17 protein-coding genes are annotated in these 22,456 nt (G+C 55.7%); 6 read left to right on the top strand and 11 right to left on the bottom strand.

Going from position 1 to position 22,456, the window contains the following annotated elements; translation table 11 throughout:
- Nucleotides 1-288 precede the first annotated feature (288 nt).
- The 4 genes from AC0V6V_RS07195 to AC0V6V_RS07180 are packed head-to-tail and all read right to left on the bottom strand — an operon-like array spanning nucleotide 289 to nucleotide 4,865.
- Nucleotides 289-1,479, bottom strand: a complete 1,191-nt coding sequence (locus AC0V6V_RS07195; RefSeq protein WP_486166267.1) for an SAVED domain-containing protein — start codon at nucleotides 1,477-1,479, stop codon at nucleotides 289-291.
- On the bottom strand, nucleotides 1,415-1,927 hold the full coding sequence (locus AC0V6V_RS07190; RefSeq protein WP_486164747.1) for a Mov34/MPN/PAD-1 family protein: 513 nt from the start codon (nucleotides 1,925-1,927) through the stop codon (nucleotides 1,415-1,417). Before AC0V6V_RS07190 ends, AC0V6V_RS07195 begins: the two co-directional genes overlap by 65 nt.
- On the bottom strand, nucleotides 1,924-3,591 hold the full coding sequence (locus AC0V6V_RS07185; protein ID WP_486166266.1) for a ThiF family adenylyltransferase: 1,668 nt from the start codon (nucleotides 3,589-3,591) through the stop codon (nucleotides 1,924-1,926). Before AC0V6V_RS07185 ends, AC0V6V_RS07190 begins: the two co-directional genes overlap by 4 nt.
- A gap of 56 nt (nucleotides 3,592-3,647) precedes the next feature.
- A complete protein-coding gene (locus AC0V6V_RS07180) occupies nucleotides 3,648-4,865 on the bottom strand; it encodes a nucleotidyltransferase domain-containing protein (RefSeq protein ID WP_486166265.1) in 1,218 nt (405 codons plus the stop codon).
- A 1,019-nt stretch (nucleotides 4,866-5,884) separates the two neighbouring features.
- Between AC0V6V_RS07180 and AC0V6V_RS07175 the strand changes: the two genes are divergently transcribed.
- Nucleotides 5,885-6,160 carry a hypothetical protein gene (locus AC0V6V_RS07175; protein ID WP_486164744.1) on the top strand — a complete coding sequence of 92 codons (276 nt, stop codon included), beginning with the start codon at nucleotides 5,885-5,887 and terminating at the stop codon, nucleotides 6,158-6,160.
- On the opposite strand, the gene AC0V6V_RS07170 is transcribed toward AC0V6V_RS07175, so the two are convergent.
- Nucleotides 6,157-6,975 (bottom strand): hypothetical protein, encoded by an 819-nt coding sequence (locus tag AC0V6V_RS07170; RefSeq protein WP_486164743.1) that lies wholly within the window; start codon nucleotides 6,973-6,975, stop codon nucleotides 6,157-6,159. The genes AC0V6V_RS07175 and AC0V6V_RS07170 overlap by 4 nt on opposite strands.
- 679 nt (nucleotides 6,976-7,654) lie before the next feature.
- Between AC0V6V_RS07170 and istA the strand changes: the two genes are divergently transcribed.
- The 3 genes from istA (at nucleotide 7,655) to AC0V6V_RS07155 (ending at nucleotide 10,235) form a co-directional block, all read left to right on the top strand.
- On the top strand, nucleotides 7,655-9,187 hold the full coding sequence (istA, locus tag AC0V6V_RS07165; RefSeq protein ID WP_486164742.1) for an IS21 family transposase: 1,533 nt from the start codon (nucleotides 7,655-7,657) through the stop codon (nucleotides 9,185-9,187).
- Nucleotides 9,184-9,909, top strand: a complete 726-nt coding sequence (gene istB / locus AC0V6V_RS07160) for an IS21-like element helper ATPase IstB (RefSeq protein WP_486164741.1) — start codon at nucleotides 9,184-9,186, stop codon at nucleotides 9,907-9,909. The genes istA and istB overlap by 4 nt, the downstream gene beginning before the upstream one ends.
- A 167-nt stretch (nucleotides 9,910-10,076) precedes the next feature.
- A complete protein-coding gene (locus tag AC0V6V_RS07155) occupies nucleotides 10,077-10,235 on the top strand; it encodes a hypothetical protein (RefSeq protein WP_486164740.1) in 159 nt (52 codons plus the stop codon).
- A 46-nt stretch (nucleotides 10,236-10,281) separates the two neighbouring features.
- Here the strand turns inward: AC0V6V_RS07155 and AC0V6V_RS07150 are convergent, their stop codons facing one another.
- From AC0V6V_RS07150 to AC0V6V_RS07125, 6 genes are all read right to left on the bottom strand, one after another.
- Nucleotides 10,282-10,959 carry a hypothetical protein gene (locus AC0V6V_RS07150; RefSeq protein ID WP_486164739.1) on the bottom strand — a complete coding sequence of 226 codons (678 nt, stop codon included), beginning with the start codon at nucleotides 10,957-10,959 and terminating at the stop codon, nucleotides 10,282-10,284.
- A gap of 179 nt (nucleotides 10,960-11,138) precedes the next feature.
- Entirely contained in the window at nucleotides 11,139-11,513 is a 375-nt protein-coding gene (gene rplL / locus AC0V6V_RS07145; protein WP_486138038.1) for a 50S ribosomal protein L7/L12, read from the bottom strand.
- Nucleotides 11,514-11,594: 81 nt separating this feature from the next.
- On the bottom strand, nucleotides 11,595-12,110 hold the full coding sequence (gene rplJ / locus AC0V6V_RS07140) for a 50S ribosomal protein L10 (protein ID WP_472643520.1): 516 nt from the start codon (nucleotides 12,108-12,110) through the stop codon (nucleotides 11,595-11,597).
- Nucleotides 12,111-12,383: 273 nt separating this feature from the next.
- Nucleotides 12,384-12,608: a helix-turn-helix domain-containing protein gene (locus tag AC0V6V_RS07135; protein WP_472643519.1), complete on the bottom strand. Its 225-nt coding sequence runs from the start codon at nucleotides 12,606-12,608 to the stop codon at nucleotides 12,384-12,386.
- Entirely contained in the window at nucleotides 12,608-13,153 is a 546-nt protein-coding gene (locus AC0V6V_RS07130) for a DUF2975 domain-containing protein (RefSeq protein ID WP_486164738.1), read from the bottom strand. Before AC0V6V_RS07130 ends, AC0V6V_RS07135 begins: the two co-directional genes overlap by 1 nt.
- Nucleotides 13,154-13,177: 24 nt before the next feature.
- Entirely contained in the window at nucleotides 13,178-13,321 is a 144-nt protein-coding gene (locus AC0V6V_RS07125; RefSeq protein ID WP_486164737.1) for a hypothetical protein, read from the bottom strand.
- A 513-nt stretch (nucleotides 13,322-13,834) separates the two neighbouring features.
- Between AC0V6V_RS07125 and rpoB the strand changes: the two genes are divergently transcribed.
- On the top strand, nucleotides 13,835-18,028 hold the full coding sequence (gene rpoB / locus AC0V6V_RS07120) for a DNA-directed RNA polymerase subunit beta (RefSeq protein WP_486164736.1): 4,194 nt from the start codon (nucleotides 13,835-13,837) through the stop codon (nucleotides 18,026-18,028).
- Between the two features lie 64 nt (nucleotides 18,029-18,092).
- Nucleotides 18,093-22,391, top strand: a complete 4,299-nt coding sequence (rpoC, locus tag AC0V6V_RS07115) for a DNA-directed RNA polymerase subunit beta' (protein WP_486164735.1) — start codon at nucleotides 18,093-18,095, stop codon at nucleotides 22,389-22,391.
- Nucleotides 22,392-22,456: the final 65 nt, after the last annotated feature.

Below are 22,456 nucleotides of genomic sequence, written 5' to 3'. Positions count from 1 at the left end.
GGCGAACTGCAGCTTTACCAGCATCCATATTGCCTTACTGAACATGAATAGGTTCTCGGTCAGCGATACAACAAGCAATGATCTTTTTCATTTGCGCTTGAAGTTGGCATGAATGCCCGTAGCCTTCAAGACTATATCCAGCGAAAGGAAGGCCCGCTTTCACCCCCAGTTTCAGTCATTGAATGATGGCTCAACCAGGGCCGCTAGCTGACAGTCTGCTTTCGGCAGAGTTCATCAAAATGCGGTCATTCCGCTAACCACCCAGTTTCAGACTTGTGGGTCCGCGCCTCATTGACAACCAAACGTGAATGCCTCGATGAACCCGCGTTCCCGTACCTGATCGAATAGCCGCAGTGCAGGGTTTACCTTGGGCATCCATACACGTCCTGCTTCGACCGCCAGAGACACAGGGACCGCAGGGAAGACATTGACGATTGCATCGACGCCGTGAGCCTCTTGTATTGCCGCATAGGCGCGGCGCATAGTCCTCGCGAAGTTAGCCACGTCCTCGGGTCGGCGAACGATATCGTTGTGCGGGTCAGGAACAGTCACGGTCCAGATTTGTGCGGTCTTGTTGCTCAAGGCAGAGTGAAGCCTCTCGTCATCGATCTTCGCGCTAACGGCAAGTTTGAGAGCTATTGGCCCATCACCGGCGATCTGCGGTTCGTGAAGTTCAAACTCCAGCGGATCGGCGTCACGTGCCCAGGACCAGCCTTTCGGGTCGCGATGATACTGATGGACCGTCATATGCATGATTTCATTCAATAACCGGCCGAGTTCGAACAAAAGGGGCTGGGGTGCGAGAGCGAAGACGCTAAGATGCTTTATATCCTCGGCTTCTACGCGCTCGGTTACGCGCTGCGCAAACAGCCGTTCGAGATTTGCCCTTTCTGTCTCGTAAAAACCATCCTCGTTGTCCTGGATGGCTTGGTTTCTCATCTGTAGGTCAATCGTGGTGTGCTCGGCCGGATGCCGATCCGGCGGCATTGCAGCGAAGATGGCGCTGGTATCCATCAATACCGGATGTGTCCCGATCGAGGCTCCGAAACGCAGGACATGCGAGGCACGATCGGCACCGATGCCGGTAATTAGCTCGATACGCTTTTCGTGCTCCTCCTTCATTTTAAGGAGGATTTCTTCCGGATGCGCATCCACCTCTTCGACATCAATGAGTTTGTGATGCTTGTGGCAAAGGATCATCAAATTTCGGATGTCCTTGGCCAGTTTCGGCGAACGAACGGGATCGTAGCGGGGCGCCTTGCTTTTTAGCTTATCGCCAACGTCAGCGATGATATGGGCTAGAAACCCATAGGTGCCACCTCGTTTGCCCGACATAAGATCGCCCACGAGCAGTTCGTTGCAGCCGCGATACTGACATCGCCCGCCAGCTTTCGCCCAGAGCGCGTTCTGTACCTTATTCGGGATTGTCGTTTTTGCCATCATTCTGACCTTCGAAATGTCTTTTGCCGCGTGTGTCATCGATCAACTCAACCTCTTCGTGCGGCAGGCCGGGTTGGAACAACGTTGCGCTCAGCGCCAAACGATCCTCGATCATGCGACAGATAATCAGGACCGCAAAAGGGATATGCGGATCCTCTTCGAGCAGCTCGCGCATGGAGATGATGTCCTTGCCGCTTGGCAGCGGCAGGTCGCGAGGGTGCGAGTGCCACTCGCCAAGATAGTTGAAGCGGTTGAAGTCCGAACCGGTCTCGTCGAAAAAGCCTTCGAGCATGTTTCCGTGCTCTTCCGCAGACCTTTCAAAGTGGGCAGGGCCACCGGTTCGCATAGCGACCGTCAGGTCGACAAGTCGGAAATCACCCGGAGCGAGCTGTTCGCCCATCAACACACCGCCGGTCTCGTTCTCTCCCGATGCCTGCAAAGCGCGCGCTAGTTTGCGATAGAGGTCCGAGCCGATCCTGAGCTTCACTTCGCCTCGCCTCGATGGTTCGTCATATCTGAGACGATATCCTCGACGAAAGACGTAACCGCATCCTTGCCGCCGTCGTCTTTGGTCGGGCCCCAGGCCCCTTCGCTGTGCAGCTCGATCGGGAATGTCTCGAAGGGGGAGGAAAAAATCCACCCTTCGGCCAAACCAACCATATAGGCAGGGAACGGAAAGCGGCTGTCATCGGGGTTTTCAAGCACGTCCACCGCCATGGCCGTCAGATGCGCAGCGATCGCGCTCACCGCGCTATCGTCGGCAATCAGCGGCGCGCCTTCCTCATCGTTTGACGCATAGCTGGTCTCGTTTGGCATGGGCGCCGCTACGCCTTTCGTCTTGCACCAGGCCTCGATCTGGTCGCGCGCAGCATGAGGTGTCGGCTCATGTTCCGGTCGCAACCTGCAAATGAGGCCTCCGATACCGCCGCCATAGACTTCCGCGAAAAGCATGGGCGTCTTCGATCTTTGCGCAATACCACCAAGGATGTTGAAGCCGGCGGCATCGCCGGTGGCATCGATCAGTGTGTCGCAGACCTCAAGCGCGGCGATTGCCGTCTCCATAAAGGTCGAACTTGTTTGCGCACCAAGGCCTACATTACATTTCGCGACCACTGCGCCTGGATTCACTTCTGTGATTGCAGCCTCGAGCGCGTTGGTTTTGTGAAGTCCGGATGCTCTGCAATCTAGTCCATTGCGCACCAGATTTTCATCGAAGAACAGGTCTCCATCGACGAGCACGAAATTGGCCGCACCCGTGCGAGCAAGAGAAATCGCGACCTTCGATCCGACCGATCCGCAGCCAACGATCCCGACCTTGGCAGAAGCGAGCGACTTATGGTCTGTCAGACGTTGCTGGAACGGAGGCGCGGCTATCGTCTTGTAGGAGATTACTTTGCGCTCGCCAGACCATGAAGCCGCCGTGCGCATTTCGATCTTCGCTCCGTTATTCAACAAGACGGGGTGTTCGTTGCTGCCTGCCTCGATGTCAGTGATAAGGTTTTCGTCGCCGTCGACGGTCCGAACGGCATCGATCAGCTCGGACAAGTTGGACGGAATGGAAGCGCCGTCTGGAAGTCGGATACAGCTTCCCGTGCGGCGAGCCCAGTCAGCCGGGAGGTTTGCTGAAAGGACAGCGGCGTCTTTGGCGCCTATCCGCTCGACTTGGGCAATCCAGCAGCCCGCCCGCTTGTGTTCGGCGATATGGAGAGGATGGATAGCCCCCGGCGAGGTCGTATCGAGTTTCGCCTTCACCTCGGGAGGCAGAACGAGGCGGAAGTGGCTGGATTTCACCTCCTGGCCGATGCTTACGTGATGCGCATCCGGAACGGCCTGCTGCTCGCCTTCGACCGGTGCTTCACCGGAGAGCAGACGAAAGGCGCTTTCGATCATCATCGCCCCGGTAATGTCGGGATGCCAATTATCAGTTCGCCATTCTAGGCAGAGCTCTCCTCCTGAACCGTACTGATGACCCGACAGCACCTGCTTCGAGGCAGGCTTGATCTGCGGCGGAAGGTCAGGAAAGAACGCGGGATATTCCATGACCAGCATGGCGCTCGTTTGCGCATAGTGGATGGTGAACGATACCGAGAGGCGGAGGTCGCCAGCGAACGACCAATGCACCTCGCTCAACCAGTCATTGGCGAGTGCCAACTCGCCAATAGCCGCTTTTTCCTTTAGCGCCCTTGCCGGGCGCAGCATCCACCAGCTCACGCAAACCCTTTGGGCTTGGACGGTACGCTTGGCGTATTCGCGAAAGACGGTATGGAGCTTGCCGCCAACGGCGCTGCGCTCGAGGCACCCCGCAGGAGCGATCCGGACCGGCCACTCGCGCGCGAAGCAGCGGTTTCCGCAAGCTCCGTGCCCATGTGGTCGGACAGGCGCTTGCTCATGTCGTTCACGTCGCTCTGGCTGGCGATCGCCGCGAAGTCGGCGCGCGCTTGCTCGAGCCATTCATAGAATGCTTCTTCGCGTTCGGGATTTTTCTCCCATTTATCGGCGAAATTCTCGAGCGGGTCGGCCGGGTTGGGAATGATTGCCCGACGCCGATCGTCGCGGAAGATGAACTGGTCCATATCTCTCAAGATGCTGTAGAGAGCATCGGCGATATCGCGCTCGCCGTTATAAGCGTGCGCGGACAGAGTGGTGAGGATGATCGAGATCGGCGCGCAATTGATCTCGTCCTTTTCGTACATCATGTCGCGGTGCCGCTTAAGCAGCATGATCGAGGATTGCAGTGGCGTTCGTACGCGATAGTCGGGAATATCGTCGACACTGTCGATCATCCGCTTGGCGAGAATTTCCTTCTGTTCGTTGAGGATAACGCTCATTCGCGAGCGGAACCAGTCGAGGTAGCCCTTCGGGTTCGATCGCGGCCAATCGGGACTGAAGCTGCGATAGGTGCGGTGTTCGTTGTCGGTGATCGCGATCGCCGTCCCGGCGCGCGCGGTGTCGCGCTGGGCATCGAGCAGGAGCTGCCGCGTATCGGCAGCGTTGGGAAGCGCAGGAACGACATCCATGTGGAACTGCGCGCCATCGGCATAACGAAGCGTCCAACAGCGCCGGCTCTCTTCGAGCGGCTTTGTCATGCTTTGTGATCGGCGATAGAGTTCGAGCTCGACCCGCACCATTTCCTTCAACTGTGCCTGCGTGACTTCGTTCTTGCCAAGCTTCACCAGCTCGCAGACAGCATCGATGTCGTACTCTTCATCAGCATGCAGCGGCCTGATGACGGTTCCGAGCGCAAAGGACCCCTGGACGTAAACGGATGGGCCGAAGGCGGCCAATGTGGACCTGTCCCGGTTGAGCCACGAGCCCACCGACTTGTAGCTGGTCTCGGCTTGCTCATAGCGTTTTTCATCGACGGCAAGTTCCTCGACGAGGGCCTCGATGTAGCGGCGGGAAAGGGCGCTGGGCTGCTGGATCATGGTCTCTTTCATCCGGGAAAATATTCTGCATTTGTTCTAGGTATCGTAGAGGCGCGTTTCAAGGTCGGCGCCTGCGTAAACCGATCGAAGAAGCGCTTCATAGCAATTTCGGTTGGTTGCTCGAGCCCGGTCCGGCTAATATCGAGAAGGTGCGTTAGGACTTCGAAGCGAGGCCATGATCCGTGAGCGGACAAGTCCGCTAGTGTCTGCTGTTGGGACTGCTTTAGTATCCCATATACGTCCAAATTTGGGGCGCAAAGTTGACGTGGTTAAGAATAGGGGAGCTGGATTAATGGGAGCAGCCTTACCCCTTTCGCAGCATTGCGTAAATTTAGATCAAAGCTTAAGCATAACCCATTAGGATCAACTCCGATAAGTCGCTCGCGGTCGCCCGCAGAGCTTTCGAGCATTTCGGTCGTAGTTGGACTGAAATACGCAAGCACGCTGTTCGCAAAGGTGGAGTGCTCGTCATTAATAGCTCAAAAGCGCCTCAGAAACGCAAAAAGAAGCTGTAATTGGCAAGGCACTTGTTGCCACAGAATTGCGTGAGCATTTAGCCCTGATGCGAGCTTTTCTGACGGATAAGCAAGCCGAAGTTCCCGATCCGATCATAAGCAGTAGTCGCGATTTCAGCGATCTAGCGAAATCACAGCTTCTTAACCGGACAGCTGTCGTCATGGCACAAATTGCATCTCAACGACTCTTCGATGGGCATCGGCATTAGCTGGCGCATTGGATCATTGAGCAAACAGTTAATGGACACCCGCAAAGGGAGCCAGCATCGACCGCCGATCGAACAGGGATGACAAAACCGCGTGTCAATGCAATAGCTTGGACAACGCCGCAGAAAATGCGGCCCGGAGCGTAGTAACTCCGCTGAACGACTGAGGCTTGGCCAGTGCAACTGGCCGGGTCGCTGTCGTGCATGTCCAAGGCCCTGCCTAAAGACGGCAGCGCGTTCGGACTCAGTCTCGGATGTTACTACGGCCCGGCTTTCAAGTCGAAGGATGGCCTGTGCAATGAAGATTACGTTCGGCGGAAAATACTCGATCCCGGAATTTGGCGATGCCATTGACCGAGCGCTCCAAACGCTGACCTTAAATGGCGCTGACGGAATTTCATTTGCGACGCTCTATCTGCATACGATGCAAGGCAATCGCACCATCCGACTGCGTCAAGCTGACGACGAGCGTAAAATCGTCGATCATCTGGAGTACGATACGCTGGACGAAACCCTTCGGACGGTTCATTTTCGCATTCGTCCGGCGGACAAAGCTAACGAGGGAGGGCGCTAAACGGCCTTATAGTTCGCAACGCGAGTATCAACGGCTGTAGCGATGAGGACTGTGGCGACTATCGAAAGCAACAGCGCCGGATTAGCGATACTAACGATCGCCAGGATCAGGATAGCGATCGAGCCGTTGATTATCCGTATCCAAGGCCAGTCCTGCAAACGCCTTACTTGGCTGTTTTTTGGTTTCAGTTCAGGACTGCCAGCCTCGTCGGCCGCACCGACTGCATGATATTCAACTGGCTGCGAGTCACAATGCGCTTCAGACAGTCTAGATTTTTGATTTACAGCGGATACTGCTGCGCTTGCCTGGTCCCGCAATGACAGAGCATTTTCCTGAAATATCTTTGTCATTTCAGTAAAAAATACATCTGCATGCTTAATGGTCTGAGGCATCTTTGAAAGCGCCGGAAGACATGAATGGTAAAGCTCCTCCACCTTATCAGCCAGATCTGATGACTCTAGCACACGAGCCAGATTTGCAAGCACTGCCAGTGCTTCGAGGCTGTCAAAAGTTGCAGCCTTTTTGATTTCATGCGCAACTTGCGGATCAATGGATGGATGCGATGATCGGTCCTGATTTCCGGAACAGATCAGCATCGAATCCCAACCTCTTTCGACAATGAAATCCTGGATCTGACCTTCGTTTAGCCAACTTCCTTGTTGAATGCTCCATAGTGGACTCTGCCAGCATTTAGCGGTGCCCGGCAACACCCTCTCGACGGCCGTTATCTTTTCATCCTTGGGATCACGTCGACCGGCCAAAAATTCCCCCCACTTCACGGTTTGAGGTAGCTGCTCGTTCAGTAGATCATCCAATTCCTTCAGTGTGGTAACGTGCGATTGATGCAGGACGTTACCTAACCACCACATTCCGCGAACTCGAACTCCCTTTCGCGGACGCCCTATCGATTTCTCATTAATACTAGACATTTGAGTACACCCGCGAAAATGGAAACGCTTTCGCGGGATTTCCTGATCGACAGGAAACTGCGAGTGGATAGCGAGTCGTTATTAACTATCAACGAGGTTAACTGCCCGTGACAAAACATCAAACTTCAGCGCAACTCCAACAGACCCTGCTGCGTGAGAATGGTCCTTTGCTCTCAGGCGAACGCCTCTGGCGTAATCTCGGATTTCGCAACTCAGCGGCCTTCAGGCAGGCGAAGCTCAGAGGGCAATTGGATGTTCGAGTTTTCTCTCTTCCCAATCGGCGCGGTACATTCGCATTCACGCACGAAGTAGCCAATTGGCTTCGATCCTTAGATGAGGAGGCGCCAATGTAGGAACGTAGGCCCGCAGCCGGCGAAGCGGGTAAATCAAAAGCCGTCTGGGGCAATAGAAAAGGCTCTACACTGCTTAGCAATGAGAGCCTCTTCCGGACGTGGTGTCCTCATCAACTCCATGTCTGCCCAAAACACTGGCTGCGGTCAAGCGGAAAGCAGTGCTTTCCGAGGTGAGCGCGGCTGCCTGACACAAATGACATCGGAGAAAACCAATGGTCGACTACAGAGGAATTTTGAAACATCTGCTGCTTGGTAATGCATCATGCAATGCGATCGCATCTGCGCGAGGCTGCTCGCACAACACAGTTCGAAGAGCGAAAGCGATAGCCGAGGAAAGAGGGCTTACACAGACAAGGCTCGATCAATTGTCAGACACCGAGTTGCATAAGATGATGCTGCCATCCAAGCGGGTCACGCAAAAAATCCCTCCCAATTTAGAGCAAGATCAGAAACTGCTCGAAAAGGGCTACAATCGGGCAGAGACGCACGCGCGGTACATGGACGACGTCGGAATAGAGAATGCAGTCAGCTATTCGGCCTACTGCGCTCAAATGCGTGAGTTCATGAAAAGCAAAGAGCTTGTATTCCGTCATGTGCATCAGCCCGGTTACGCCATGCAAATTGATTTCGCTGGGTATGCTCCGATTGGAGAAGAAGACGGCGTACAGAAGAAGTTTCAGCTGTTCGTCGCTGTGCTTCCCGCCTCACACAAGCTATTTGCCATTTGCACTCGCAGTCAATCGACCTCAGATCACATCGAAGCGAACATCGCGGCGCTTGAGTTTTTCGGTGGGGCGCCGGAGACAATCTGTCCAGACAATCTCAAAGCTGCAGTGACCGGCAGAACACGCACTGGCAAGCCCATCATAAACCCAGTTTTCCTGGCATTCGCGGACTATTACAGCACTCGAGTAACGCCTGCGAGGGTTCGTCATCCTAAAGACAAGGCAGCGGTAGAAGTTGGCGTAAAACTGGTTCAGCGCCTTCTGCGTCTGCGACTCAATTCCATGCCACTCTTGGATCTTCGTGCGATTAACAGCACGCTGTTTTCGGTCGTGGAGCAGCTCAATGCGCGACCAATGAAGCGAGGAGGTGAAACACGCGAGGAGCGATATCAGCGCCTAGACAGGCCAGCACTAATTCCGCTTCCAAAAGACAGACTGCAATTTCTCGAACTTCCAGTCGACCGTCGCGTATCAGCGGACCACCATATTCCGTATGACAGGTGCAACTATTCAGTCCCACATCGCTTAATCGGTAAGATGGTTAGTGTTAGGGCATCTTCGAAGGTCGTTGAGATCCGTCATGATGGGAAACCGGTCGCAATCCATCCCCGCAGTTTCACAGCCGACGAGTTTGTTACTGTGGACAGCCATCGGCCAGACCGTCACAGAGCCTTCATTCGCCAAAACTTCGATGATTGGAAGTCGACACTTCATCCCGATGTAGAAGCAATCGTCGATAGTGAAGTCTCTATTGAGAGGCGAGTGGGCGATCGCAGCAAGTTGATGTCGCGCACACGAAGGCTTGCCCGCATTTACGGAAACGATCGATTGATCGCAGCCTGCAAACAGGCGCGCCGGAATGAGGCGCTCAATCTTGCGCACGCTGAGAACCTACTGCTTAATAACAGAGAGCGCCAAACATTCTCGGAAGAGAACGAACTCATTTCGATCACTCCGCAGCGCAATCTCCGTGGAAGTCGATATTTCCAAGGCGATTTTCGCGATGGAGGTGAGTCATGACCTCAGACAACGTGTATGAGATGCTCATCGAGCTGCGCCAGGGCGGAATGGCCAGAGCTTTCCAAGATCAAATCGCAAATCGGTCTGCAGATGACTTAACCCGTGAAGAGTTTATCTTCCAAATGTGCATTGCCCAAGAGGAAGAGAACCGAAAAGCTGCGCTTGCCCGCCTGAAGCGCGCGGCCAAATTCAGATTTGAGGCTCAACCTGAAGATATCAATTGGGATTCCAAACGTGGACTGGACAAGCAAAAGGTCCGAGCGCTCCTGCTGCCTGATTGGACCCGTCGTACAGAAAACGTATTGCTTACTGGGGCATCGGGCACAGGTAAGTCATGGCTCGCATGCGCGATTGGCCATGCGCTGATCAGGCACAGCGTCACCGTCAAATATGTAAGAACAAACCCTATGCTTGAGCTTATGCGCACGGGTCATTTGGATGGCACAATCTCGAGAATCCGAAAGGCACTTGCCCGTCCATCGGTGCTAATCTTGGATGATTTCGGGATCGCGCCGATTTCGGAGCAATCCAAAGAAGATCTATTCGAACTTCTCGAGGCGCGCACTGATCTCGGTTCGACGATCATCTGCGGGCAACTCGCGCCTTCTGAATGGCACGACTACTTGGCAACGGCTCATCTTGCGGATGCCATCATGGATCGGTTGATCCAGCGGTCTCACCGTATCGAGCTCAAGGGCGACTCTCTGCGGCCGAGACTCTAAGGAGCGGGTTGGCGGGGTGGCACCTTCGGTAACACCCCGTCATTCGCCGCAACACCGAGTCAACTTCTACAATCAACTGTCAGGTCCGATATTGCTCGGTCATGTGTTGGATCAGCCCTTCACGCGACACCCCGGTTTGTCAGGCTGTTCAGCACTTTAGAGTCTGATTGGCTGGAATCAGTAGCGAGGCGGCTCATGCACTGGCCAAGGATAGTGCATCAGAGCAGGGCGATGATGACGATTCCTCGATGGGAATCGCCCTTGCTGCGGGCGCCGGATTCGGCCTCGTTTTGCTCGCTGGCGGAGCAATTTTGCGCAAAGGCTAAGGTGCCAAAAGACTGGCTTCCGATAAGCCCAGAGCGGATAGTTCGTTTAGTCGAACCATTTCCGGCGGATGTGCGTTATGTCGATTAGCCGTGCGGGCACACCGCTGATCGCCATAATCGCGAGACAGATGATTTCCGGAACGAAACCTGGTTCCGTTAGCTGCGACGGTGTGTGAAACCACATCGTGACAAAACGCACCGTCAGTACCGCGAGCGCCATGCAGAAGAGGATGCGGAATAGGTTGTAGCGGTTGTGCTTTTGCTCGGTTACCCCTGCCACTCCGCCCCTTCCTTGCTTGCGCAGATTGCTGGCTTCACGGGCTTGCCAGGCGAGCATTATGGTCGACCTCAAAGCCAGTGCGATTAGTGGCCTAAGGAGCGCGAAGAATAGGGAAAACAGGATCAGGCTGGGAAAGATGTAGCGTGCTATAAAATCACCATATGGCTCTATCCAGACGCGTCCGACAGCGACTGAGAGAACTATGCCTATCCCTAGGATGACAAAGGCGAGTTTGAAGGCTTTTCCAGGCAGTTTTGAGAGCTCGCTGGCAAGCCAAGAGCACTTCTCAAGTCTCCGTAGACCGCGCCTGGTTAGCAATTCGGCTTCGTCGCTTAGTAAGTGGTATGCGCTTCCGCCGGGTGAATAGAAGAGCCAACCTGCCTCACTGTTGCGAATAATGCGCGAGAGCCGGGCACGCGCGGCATGCTCGCTGATTTTGAACACATCATCGCCTAGCTTCGCCATCCGTTTTGCACCCTGCCTCAAGTCTACGCCGCGAGGAGGGATAGCGCCAAAACCTTACCGACAAACAAAAAGGGCGGCACCTTGCGGTACCGCCCTCCTATCTGCGGGCGCTTCAAGACACCCACAAAACTCTGGTCAAGATTACTTGAGCGAGCCCGTTACTTAAGTTCAACGGTACCGCCAGCAGCTTCGATCTTGCCTTTGATTTCTTCAGCTTCAGCCTTAGCAACGCCTTCTTTAAGCGGCTTCGGTGCGCCTTCGACAAGGCCCTTGGCTTCGGTGAGGCCCAGGCCGGTGATGGCGCGGACTTCTTTGATAACCTGGATTTTCTTGCCGCCGTCGCCGGTGAGAATGACGTCGAATTCGTCTTTCTCTTCAGCAGCCGGTGCGTCGCCGCCAGCAGCAGGGCCAGCAACAGCAACAGCAGCAGCGGCGCTTACGCCCCACTCTTCTTCAAGTGCGGTTGCGAGTTCAGCTGCCTCAAGGACGGTCAGCTTCGAAAGTTCTTCAACAAGCTTGGCAATATCAGCCATGATGTTCACTCCAAAAATTTGGCGGGGCGGATGGGTTCATCCCAAGGCCCCAGTATGTTTCGTCTCTAATAAGAGCGTCTCTTAAGCAGCTTCGCTGGCGCCGTAGGCACCAAATACACGAGCAAGCTTGTTGGCGGGTGCGTTGACGACCTGAGCAACCTTGGTTGCTGGTGCGTTGACGAGACCCACAAGTTTGCCGCGCAGCTCGTCGAGGCTTGGCATCGAGGCGAGTGCCTTGACCCCAGCTTCGTCGAGCACCTGCGTGCCCATCGATCCACCGACGATTTCCAGCTTGTCGTTCGACTTTGCGAATTCGACGGCTGTTTTAGCCGCGGCAACCGGGTCTTCCGACCAAGCCAGCGCAGTCGGGCCGGAGAGAAACTCTTCGAGCCCGGTGTAATCGGTGTCTTTCAGGGCGAGCTTAGCAAGACGGTTCTTCGCAACCTTATAGGAAGCGCCGGCTTCACGCATTTTTCCGCGCAGTTCAGTGGACTGGTCCACCGTTAGGCCGAGGTTGCGGGTGACAACCACCACGCCAACATCTTGGAAAGCTGCATTGAGCTGGGCAACCGCATCGGCTTTTTGCGAACGATCCATGCTTTTGCTCCTTCACTAATGATCGCCCAGCATATGCCAGACGACCGGCTCACAATTGGCCTTGCCGCTAACCGACAAGACCGAATGTCCATTGATGGGGAAGGAGGATGCCATCAGGCATCAAAGGGGCCGCCAAATAGGGAGGCCTGAAATCTCTTTTCCCCGTCTAGGCTGGAAATTAAGAAAGCCAAATTGCTTTCACCAACTGTCTTGGACGGATGGCTGCCGAAACAGCCGAGGCGCGCAATTAGCCTACGCGCCCCGAATGTCAAGCTATTGTGGTTCGAATGAGAGCAGGTCGCCCGGTTGGCATTCGAGTTCGCGGCAGATTGCCTCCAGCGTTGAGAAGCGGATCGCTTTCGCTTTGCCGGTCTTCAGGATCGACAGGTTGGCGAGGGTCAGGCCTACACGTTCCGCTAGCTCTGTGAGGGTCATGCGGCGGTCGTGCAGCAGATCGTCGAGTTTGACCATGATATTGGTTCCTTCTTCGGCTGGCATCAGACGGTCCCTTCCAGATCATCGCGCATCGCGGCGCCATGCTTGAAAACACGGGCGAGAATGAAGAGGATGATCACAAGCAGAACACCCTCGATGTCGAGGCCAGCATCGACTGTGAAGTCTGAATTCTCCATCGGTTCTGCCCACTTTGCGATGAACAAGGCCAAGCCACTGATCGGTATTATCAGCAATTGGCAGCCCAGCATCAGCCAACCCATCACATTAAGACGATCCGCGTTTTCTGGAGCAAAAGGGTCGCCCTCACTGACAGTTGCTACGATTGCGCGCAGTTTCCCGAAAAACAAGAAGCTCAAAGCCATCAGGCCCGCGACCAAGCACATAATGACGGCCGCCGGCCACGTAGGAAACGCGCCGATCGCGTTGCCGAATTCCTTTGTGATCTCAGCATTTATATGCCCCTGAAAGATCAGCATCAATGGAAGTGCGAACAAGATAAAGACTCCGGCAAAACCGATCACGATTTGCATCAAGATGGTCAGGACTTTGGCCGCCAGAAGCAACAGGTCGTTTGGCTTGTCTGTCATTGAAAAACTCCCTTCTACGCTCGATCAAGCCAGTTCAGGCATGGCTGAGTGGACTTGGCCGTTTGCATTGGCCTGCGCTGGCGGAACGGTGACGACCGCGCCGATTGACGAAAAGACGATGAGGATCGCTGCAAAAGCGGCGAATGATTGGGTGCCAAAGTTTGTCATATATCGATCTCCTTGATGGTGCATATTGATATTCAATAATTCCGATCTAGGCGCGAGTCGATTTATTGTCAATCAATAATATTGAAAAACAATATATGATGCATCGAATAACGAGGTGTGACGACTGAACGTAAGAGACCAAATGGGCGTATCGACCGCGCAGTTGGTGTTGGCCTATGCGTGTTCCGGGCCGCCGCATAGCCGGCTCGGTTGAGCGCAGGGCGTGGCGCGGCGAAACTGATGTTTGACTCGGAGCCTGCGAATTCCTACATGCACGCCAATCGCGCGCTTCGAGCAAAGCCGATTCATACGCGGGAATGGGCTTAGGAATGGAAGCGGCGAGTTTCATATTCGCGACGTTATATTGAGCTGCTGCAAAGCGATCCTTTTTACGGTCTCTTTGCGTGCGGCCTTTTTCGCGTCTGATATGAGGCTGATTTCGCGCGGTGCAGAAATCAATTTTGAGCGACCGGGGCTTCTTCCCGGCGACAGATAAAGAGGCAACTTACCTCCATGGCTACTAAGGCAAAGCCCATCAAATCCAAGGGCGCGGCGCAAGGCACGGCCAAGCGACGCATTCGTAAGATCTTTGGTGACATTCACGAAGTCGTGCAAATGCCGAACCTCATTGAGGTTCAGCGCGAAAGCTACGAGCAGTTCCTGCGCTCGGACAAGGAAACAGGCTATGTTTCCGGTCTTGAAAAGACGCTGCGCTCGGTTTTCCCAATCCGCGATTTTGCTGGCTCTGCCGAGCTTGATTTCGTTCACTACGAACTCGAGCCGCCAAAATATGACACAACCGAGTGCCGCCAGCGCGGCATCACTTACGCGGCGCCGATGAAGGTCACGCTGCGTTTGATCGTGTTCGAAGTCGACCAAGAAACGGAAACCCGCTCCGTTCTCGATATTAAAGAGCAAGACGTCTACATGGGCGACATGCCGCTGATGACGGAGAACGGCACGTTCATCATCAATGGCACAGAACGCGTCATCGTATCGCAAATGCACCGCTCGCCTGGCGTGCTGTTCGATCACGATCGCGGTAAAACGCACTCCTCTGGCAAGTTGCTGTTCGCAGCCCGCGTTATTCCATACCGCGGTTCGTGGCTCGATTTTGAGTTTGACGCGAAAGACATCGTAAACGTCCGGATCGACCGTAAACGTAAGCTGCCTGTCACCGCGCTGCTTTATGCGCTGGGGCAAGACAGCGAAGAAATCCTGCATTTCTTCTATGACACCGTCACTTGGGAGCGTGCGAAAGACGGCTGGAAGATGCCGTTTGTGGCTGACCAATGGCGCGGCCAGAAGCCTGCCTTCCCACTGGTTGATGCGAAGACCGGCGAAGAAGTGTTCGCCGCGAACCAGAAGATTTCGCCGCGCGCCGCCAATAAGGCTGCGAAAGATGGCCTAACGGACCTGCTGCTTCCTACCGAGGAAGTTGTCAGCCGCTATGCCGCGCGCGACATGATCGATGAGGCGACCGGCCGCATCTATGTTGAAGCCGGTGATGAGCTGACGCTGGAGCATGTCGAGACTCTCGACAATGCCGGCATCGACAGCCTCGAGCTGCTCGACATTGACGAGATCAACACCGGTCCGTGGATCCGCAACACGCTGAAGGTCGATAAGGCTGAAAACCGTGATGAAGGCCTGGAAGCCATCTATAAGGTGATGCGTCCGGGCGAGCCGCCTACCAAGGAAACCGCAGAAGCTCTGTTCGAGGGCCTGTTCTTCGATGGCGAGCGCTATGACCTTTCCGCGGTTGGCCGCGTGAAGCTCAACATGCGTCTCGAGCTTGATGCCGAAGACACTGTTACGACCCTGCGCAAGGAAGACATCCTCGCTGTGGTCAAGGAACTGGTCGATCTGAAGGACGGCAAGGGCGAGGTCGATGATATCGACAACCTCGGCAACCGCCGTGTCCGTTCGGTCGGCGAATTGCTGGAAAACCAGTACCGCGTCGGTCTGCTGCGCATGGAGCGCGCGGTCAAAGAACGCATGAGCAGCGTCGATGTATCGACTGTCATGCCGAACGATCTCATCAACGCGAAGCCAGCTGTTGCTGCGGTGCGTGAATTCTTCGGCTCTTCGCAGCTGTCGCAGTTCATGGACCAAACTAACCCGCTGTCTGAAGTGACGCACAAACGCCGCGTATCGGCGCTTGGTCCAGGCGGTCTGACGCGTGAGCGCGCTGGCTTTGAAGTGCGTGACGTTCACCCGACCCACTATGGCCGGATCTGTCCGATTGAAACGCCGGAAGGCCCGAACATCGGCCTGATCAACTCGCTGGCCTCGTTCAGCCGGGTCAACAAATATGGCTTTATCGAAACACCGTATCGCCGCGTCGAAGGCAATAAGGTTACCGGCGATGTGGTTTATCTCTCCGCCATGGAAGAGCAGAAGCACACCGTTGCCCAGGCATCGGCTGAGCTGAATGAAGATGGCTCTTTTGTTGAAGAACTGATCTCTGCGCGCCAGAGCGGTGACAACCTGATGGCGCCGAATGAGCAGATCACGCTCATGGACGTGTCGCCTAAGCAGCTTGTCTCGGTCGCAGCATCGCTCATTCCATTCCTGGAAAACGATGACGCCAACCGCGCGCTGATGGGCTCGAACATGCAACGCCAGGCTGTGCCATTGGTCAAGGCGGAAGCGCCTTGGGTTGGCACCGGCATGGAAGAAACCGTGGCGCGCGATAGTGGCGCTGCGATTGCGGCCAAGCGCGGCGGGATTGTCGACCAAGTCGACGCGACCCGTATCGTTATCCGTGCGATCGGCGATGTTGAGCCTGGCCAGTCAGGGGTTGACATCTACACGCTGCAAAAATTCCAACGTTCAAACCAGAACACCTGCATCAACCAGCGTCCGCTGGTGAAGGTTGGTGAGACGATTGAGCCAGGCGATATCATCGCCGACGGTCCTTCGACCGATCTGGGTGAGCTGGCGCTGGGTAAGAACAGCCTCGTCGCCTTTATGCCTTGGAATGGCTACAACTACGAAGACAGTATCCTGATTTCAGAGCGCATCGTGAAAGATGACGTGTTCACATCGATCCACATCGATGAGTTTGAAGTCATGGCCCGCGACACCAAGCTTGGCCCAGAGGACATCACGCGCGACATTCCAAATGTCGGCGAAGAGGCTCTGCGCAACTTGGATGAGGCAGGCATCGTCTACATCGGTGCAGAAGTGCATCCAGGCGATATTCTGGCTGGTAAGATCACGCCAAAGGGCGAAAGCCCGATGACACCGGAAGAGAAGCTCTTGCGGGCTATCTTCGGTGAGAAGGCTAGTGACGTGCGTGACACCTCGCTGCGTTTGCCACCGGGTGTTGCTGGCACGGTCGTCGAAGTTCGCGTGTTCAACCGTCACGGCATCGAGATCGATGACCGTACCCGGGCGATCCAGAACGAAGAGATCGAGCGTCTGCGCAAGGACGCGGCTGACGAACGCGGTATTTTGAACCGGGCGACGTATAACCGCCTGCGTGACATGCTGGTGGGTCAAACCATCGCCGCAGGTCCAAAGGGCGTGAAGAAGGGTGACAAGATTACCGCTGACATGCTTGAGGGCATTGAGCGTCACGAATGGTTCAAATTCGCTGTTGCTGCGGACAAGCGCCAGACCCAAATTGAGGCGGTTAAGTCGCAATATGACGAAGCCGTTGGCGGGATCGATGCGAAGTTCGAAGACCGTAAAGAGAAGCTGGAGCGCGGTGATGAACTCGCTCCGGGCGTGCTCAAGATGGTCAAGGTCTTCGTTGCCGTGAAGCGCAAGCTTCAGCCGGGCGATAAGATGGCCGGTCGTCACGGGAACAAGGGTGTGATCTCTCGCATCCTGCCGGTTGAAGACATGCCATTCCTCGAAGACGGTACCGCCGTTGACGTGGTGCTGAACCCGCTGGGCGTGCCATCGCGTATGAACGTCGGTCAGATCTTTGAAACGCACCTAGGCTTCGCGGCTCGCGGGCTCGGCATGGATATCGCTGAGAAACTCGAAGACTGGAAAGCGGCCAATCCGAATGCGCGTCAAGATTATGCCAAGGCGAAACCACCACAGGCCGTGCTTGACCGTCTGAAGGATGTCTACGGCGAAGCGTATCACGAGGATCTCAACAGCCGTTCGACCGAACAGATCGTTGATCTGGCGGGCAACCTCGCCGCGGGCGTGCCAATGGGTACCCCTGTGTTTGATGGTGCACGTGAGCCGGACGTGTCGGACATGCTGGTGAAGGCCGGTATCGACAGCTCTGGTCAGTCGGTTCTGTTTGATGGCCGCACGGGTGAAGCATTCGACCGTAAGGTCACCGTGGGCATCATCTACATGCTCAAACTGCACCACTTGGTCGATGACAAGATCCACGCTCGCTCAATCGGTCCATACTCGCTCGTCACTCAGCAGCCGCTGGGCGGTAAAGCGCAGTTCGGCGGACAGCGCTTTGGTGAGATGGAGGTCTGGGCACTGCAAGCATATGGCGCTGCCTACACCTTGCAGGAAATGCTCACCGTTAAGTCGGATGACGTCGTTGGCCGGACCAAGGTCTATGAAGCCATCGTCAAGGGCGATGATACCTTTGAGGCAGGTATTCCGGAGAGCTTCAACGTTCTCGTGAAGGAAATGCGCAGCCTGGGTCTCAACGTTGAGCTTAAGTCTTTGTCTGACGGCGAAGATGGCGATGATGATCAGTGGCCGGAGGCAGCGGAATAAAGGGAGCGGCTATCCAGCCCTCCCAACCCCGCTCCTAGGATTCACCCGCAAGGGAATGTGAAAAATGAACGAACTTACCAAATTCACCAACCAGCTGGCCAAGCCGGAAACTTTTGACCAAATCCAGATTGGCATTGCCTCGCCAGAGCGCATTCGCAGCTGGTCATTTGGCGAAATCAAAAAGCCGGAAACGATCAACTATCGTACGTTCAAGCCTGAGCGTGACGGCCTGTTCTGTGCCCGTATCTTCGGTCCGGTAAAGGACTACGAATGCCTGTGCGGCAAGTACAAGCGCATGAAGTACAAAGGCGTCGTCTGCGAGAAGTGCGGCGTTGAAGTTACCGTCACTAAGGTTCGCCGTGAGCGGATGGGCCACATTGAACTGGCCGCGCCGGTTGCGCACATCTGGTTCCTGAAGTCGCTGCCATCGCGCATCGGCTTGCTGCTCGACATTCAGCTGAAACAGCTGGAGCGCATCCTCTATTTCGAAAGCTATGTGGTGATCGAGCCGGGCCTGACCCCGCTTGAGAAATTCCAACTGCTGACTGAAGACGAGCTGCTCGAAGCGCAGGACGAATACGGCGAAGACGCGTTCTCTGCCGATATCGGCGCTGAGGCGGTCAAGCACATGCTGATGGATCTCGATCTTGAGCAAGAGCGCGATGATCTGATGGAAGAGCTGGCGACGACGAAGTCTACGCTCAAGCCAAAGAAAATCATCAAGCGTTTGAAGGTTGTTGAGAGCTTCATCGATTCAGGCAACCGCCCTGAGTGGATGATCCTCGAAGTGATCCCTGTGATCCCGCCAGAGCTGCGCCCGCTGGTGCCGCTGGATGGTGGCCGCTTCGCGACCTCGGATCTCAACGATCTCTATCGCCGCGTGATCAACCGGAACAACCGTTTGAAGCGTCTGATTGAGCTGCGCGCGCCGGACATCATCGTCCGTAACGAGAAGCGTATGCTGCAAGAGGCCGTCGACGCACTGTTCGACAACGGCCGCCGCGGCCGCGTCATCACTGGTGCGAACAAGCGTCCGCTCAAGTCTCTCAGCGACATGCTGAAGGGTAAGCAAGGTCGCTTCCGTCAGAACCTGCTCGGTAAGCGTGTCGATTACTCTGGCCGTTCGGTCATCGTGACCGGTCCAGAGCTGAAACTGCATCAGTGTGGTCTTCCAAAGAAGATGGCGCTCGAGCTGTTTAAGCCGTTCATCTACGCCCGCCTCGATGCGAAGGGTCTGTCAATGACCCTGAAGCAAGCCAAGAAATGGGTTGAGAAAGAGCGCAAGGAAGTCTGGGACATCCTCGACGAAGTGATCCGCGAGCACCCGGTTCTGTTGAACCGTGCGCCTACGCTTCACCGTCTTGGCATCCAAGCGTTCGAGCCGGTTCTGATCGAAGGTAAAGCGATTCAGCTTCACCCGCTGGTCTGCTCGGCGTTTAACGCTGACTTTGATGGCGACCAAATGGCCGTTCACGTGCCGCTGAGCCTCGAAGCGCAGCTGGAAGCGCGCGTGCTGATGATGTCGACTAACAACATCCTCTCGCCCGCCAACGGTAAGCCGATCATCGTGCCTTCGCAGGACATGGTCTTGGGCCTCTATTATCTCTCGATGGAGCGCCAAGAACACGCTCCGGAGTTTATCGAAGAGAAAGACGGCACCAAGATCGAGAAGCTGCCGCGCTTTGCCGATATGGCCGAAGTGCACCAGGCGCTCGAAACCAAGTCTGTCACGCTCCACACCAAGATCATCGCCCGCGTTCCGCAGGCTGATGAAAAGGGCAAGGTCGTGCTGAAGCGTTTCGTGACCACGCCTGGCCGGATGCTGATCGGTGAGTGCATGCCGAAGAACCACAAGGTTCCCTTCGACATCGTCAACCGTCTGCTGACCAAGAAAGACATCGGCGATGTGATCGATGAGGTTTATCGCCACACGGGTCAGAAGGACACTGTCCTGTTTGCCGATGCGATCATGGTTCTGGGCTTCCGCCACGCGTTTAAGGCCGGCATCAGCTTTGGTAAGGACGACATGATCATTCCTGACAGCAAGGAAGGCATGATTGAGGAAACCAAGTCGCTGGTCGCTGACTATGAGCAGCAATACCAGGACGGCCTGATCACTCAGCAAGAGAAGTACAACAAGGTCATCGACGCTTGGAGCCGCTGCGGTGACCAAGTGGCCGACGCCATGATGGACGAGATTAAGGCTCAGCCGATCGATAAGGATGGCCGCGAGGCTCAGATCAACTCGATCTATATGATGGCTCACTCTGGTGCGCGTGGTTCACCCGCTCAGATGAAGCAGCTGGCTGGTATGCGCGGTCTGATGGCTAAGCCTTCGGGCGAGATCATCGAGACGCCGATTATCTCGAACTTTAAGGAAGGCCTGACCGTCCTTGAATACTTCAACTCCACCCACGGTGCGCGTAAAGGCCTTGCCGATACCGCGCTTAAGACGGCAAACTCAGGTTACCTGACCCGCCGTCTGGTTGACGTGTCGCAAGACTGCGTGATCGTCCAGGAAGATTGTAAGACTGATCAGGCGCTGGAAATGCGCGCCATCGTTCAAGGTGGTTCGGTTATCGCATCGCTTGGCGAGCGTATTCTTGGCCGGACAACGGCGGAAGACATCGTCAACGCGGCAACCGGCGAAGTCATCGTGAAGTCTGGCACTCTGCTCGACGAAGCGATGGTGAAGGAAATCGAAGCGGCTGAAACTCAGTCTGCCAAGATCCGCTCACCGCTGGTTTGTGAAGCCGAGCAAGGCGTTTGCGCCAAGTGCTACGGGCGTGATCTCGCTCGCGGTACTCCGGTGAATATTGGTGAAGCCGTCGGCGTTATCGCGGCTCAATCGATCGGTGAGCCGGGCACGCAGCTGACCATGCGGACCTTCCACATTGGCGGCGCGGCTCAGCTGAATGAAACCTCGCACCTTGAGGCGATTTCGGACGGCAAGGTCGAACTTCGCGACATGCCGACAATCACCGACAAGAAGGGCCGGATCCTCTCGCTTGCTCGTAACGGCGAGATTGCCGTGATCGATGCTGAGGGCCGCGAGCGTGAAATGCACAAGGTGCCTTACGGTACCGTGCTGATGTTCAAGAACGGCGCAAAGGTGAAGGTGGGTGACCGCCTCGCTGAATGGGACCCGTTCACCCTGCCAATTATCACCGAGCAATCGGGCGTTGTGAAGTACCAAGACCTTGTCGAAGGTACGACACTGGAAGAGCGCACTGATGATGCCACCGGTATCGCTCAGCGTGTTGTGACAGAGAACCGCGCGACTGGCCGCAAGAAGAAAGAGGAACTGCGTCCGCGCATGACTCTTCTTGGCGAAGGCCAAACCGATGCGGATGAAACCGAGGCACAGCGTTACATGCTGGCACCGGGCACCACGCTTTCGGTCGAAGACGGTCAGACGGTTGAGGCGGGCGACATCCTCGCACGTGCCAGCCGCGAAGCTGCCAAGACCCGTGACATCACCGGCGGTCTGCCGCGTGTGGCGGAACTGTTTGAGGCACGTCTGCCAAAGGACATGTCCGTCATCGCCAAGATCTCAGGCAAGATCGAGTTCGTTCGCGAATACAAAGCGAAGCGTAAAATCGCGATCGTGCCGGAAGAAGGTGATGCAGTCGAATATCTGATCCCCAAGACCAAGGTGATTGATGTGCAGGAAGGCGACTTCGTGAAGAAGGGCGATACGCTCATCTCTGGTTCGCCTAACCCGCATGACATCCTTGAGGTGATGGGTGTTGAGGCGCTGGCCGAATATCTCGTCAATGAGATCCAAGAGGTCTACCGTTTGCAGGGCGTGAAGATCAACGACAAGCACATCGAGACGATCGTTCGTCAGATGCTGCAGAAGGTTGAGATCACAGATGGCGGGGACACCACGCTGTTGCCGGGTGAACAGGTCGATCTTGAGGAAATGAACGAGTACAACTCCAAGCTGACCAAGAGCAAGAAGCCTGCCACCGGCACGCCGATCCTGCTCGGGATCACCAAGGCGTCGCTGCAAACGCGTTCGTTCATCTCTGCCGCTTCGTTCCAGGAAACCACGCGTGTCCTCACGCAGGCTTCGGTTGAGGGTAAGAAGGACACGCTGATCGGTCTCAAAGAGAACGTCATCGTGGGCCGCCTGATCCCAGCTGGTACCGGTGCGGGCATGAACCGTATGCGGGTAACAGCATCAAGCCGTGATGCGGCGCTGAAAGCTCAGTGGAAGAAGCAACAAGAAGCATTGGCTGCGGCCGGTGCAGCGGAAGCTGAACCAGAAGCCGACCCAGTGTCGAGCGAAGAAGCCATGAAGGCGGCCATGGCCGCTGCGGCTCCGACGCCTGCTTCGGACGAAGGCGGCGCTGAATAAGCGCGAGCAGTTTGGCTGTTTTTGCAGCTTAACAGACAAGGCCCCGCTGGAGCTTAAGTGCTTCA

The sequence above is a fragment of the Erythrobacter sp. S249 genome (assembly GCF_057364975.1).
This window is presented reverse-complemented; position numbering and strand designations above follow the sequence as displayed.

Coding starts and splice junctions, on each gene's coding strand:
- AC0V6V_RS07125 (WP_486164737.1), bottom strand. CDS start 13,321: ATGACAAACTTTGGCACCCAATCATTCGCCGCTTTTGCAGCGATCCTC.
- rpoB (WP_486164736.1), top strand. CDS start 13,835: ATGGCTACTAAGGCAAAGCCCATCAAATCCAAGGGCGCGGCGCAAGGC.
- AC0V6V_RS07180 (WP_486166265.1), bottom strand. CDS start 4,865: ATGATCCAGCAGCCCAGCGCCCTTTCCCGCCGCTACATCGAGGCCCTC.
- AC0V6V_RS07195 (WP_486166267.1), bottom strand. CDS start 1,479: ATGACACACGCGGCAAAAGACATTTCGAAGGTCAGAATGATGGCAAAA.
- rplL (WP_486138038.1), bottom strand. CDS start 11,513: ATGGCTGATATTGCCAAGCTTGTTGAAGAACTTTCGAAGCTGACCGTC.
- AC0V6V_RS07175 (WP_486164744.1), top strand. CDS start 5,885: ATGAAGATTACGTTCGGCGGAAAATACTCGATCCCGGAATTTGGCGAT.
- AC0V6V_RS07130 (WP_486164738.1), bottom strand. CDS start 13,153: ATGACAGACAAGCCAAACGACCTGTTGCTTCTGGCGGCCAAAGTCCTG.
- rpoC (WP_486164735.1), top strand. CDS start 18,093: ATGAACGAACTTACCAAATTCACCAACCAGCTGGCCAAGCCGGAAACT.
- rplJ (WP_472643520.1), bottom strand. CDS start 12,110: ATGGATCGTTCGCAAAAAGCCGATGCGGTTGCCCAGCTCAATGCAGCT.
- AC0V6V_RS07135 (WP_472643519.1), bottom strand. CDS start 12,608: ATGCCAGCCGAAGAAGGAACCAATATCATGGTCAAACTCGACGATCTG.
- istA (WP_486164742.1), top strand. CDS start 7,655: ATGGTCGACTACAGAGGAATTTTGAAACATCTGCTGCTTGGTAATGCA.
- istB (WP_486164741.1), top strand. CDS start 9,184: ATGACCTCAGACAACGTGTATGAGATGCTCATCGAGCTGCGCCAGGGC.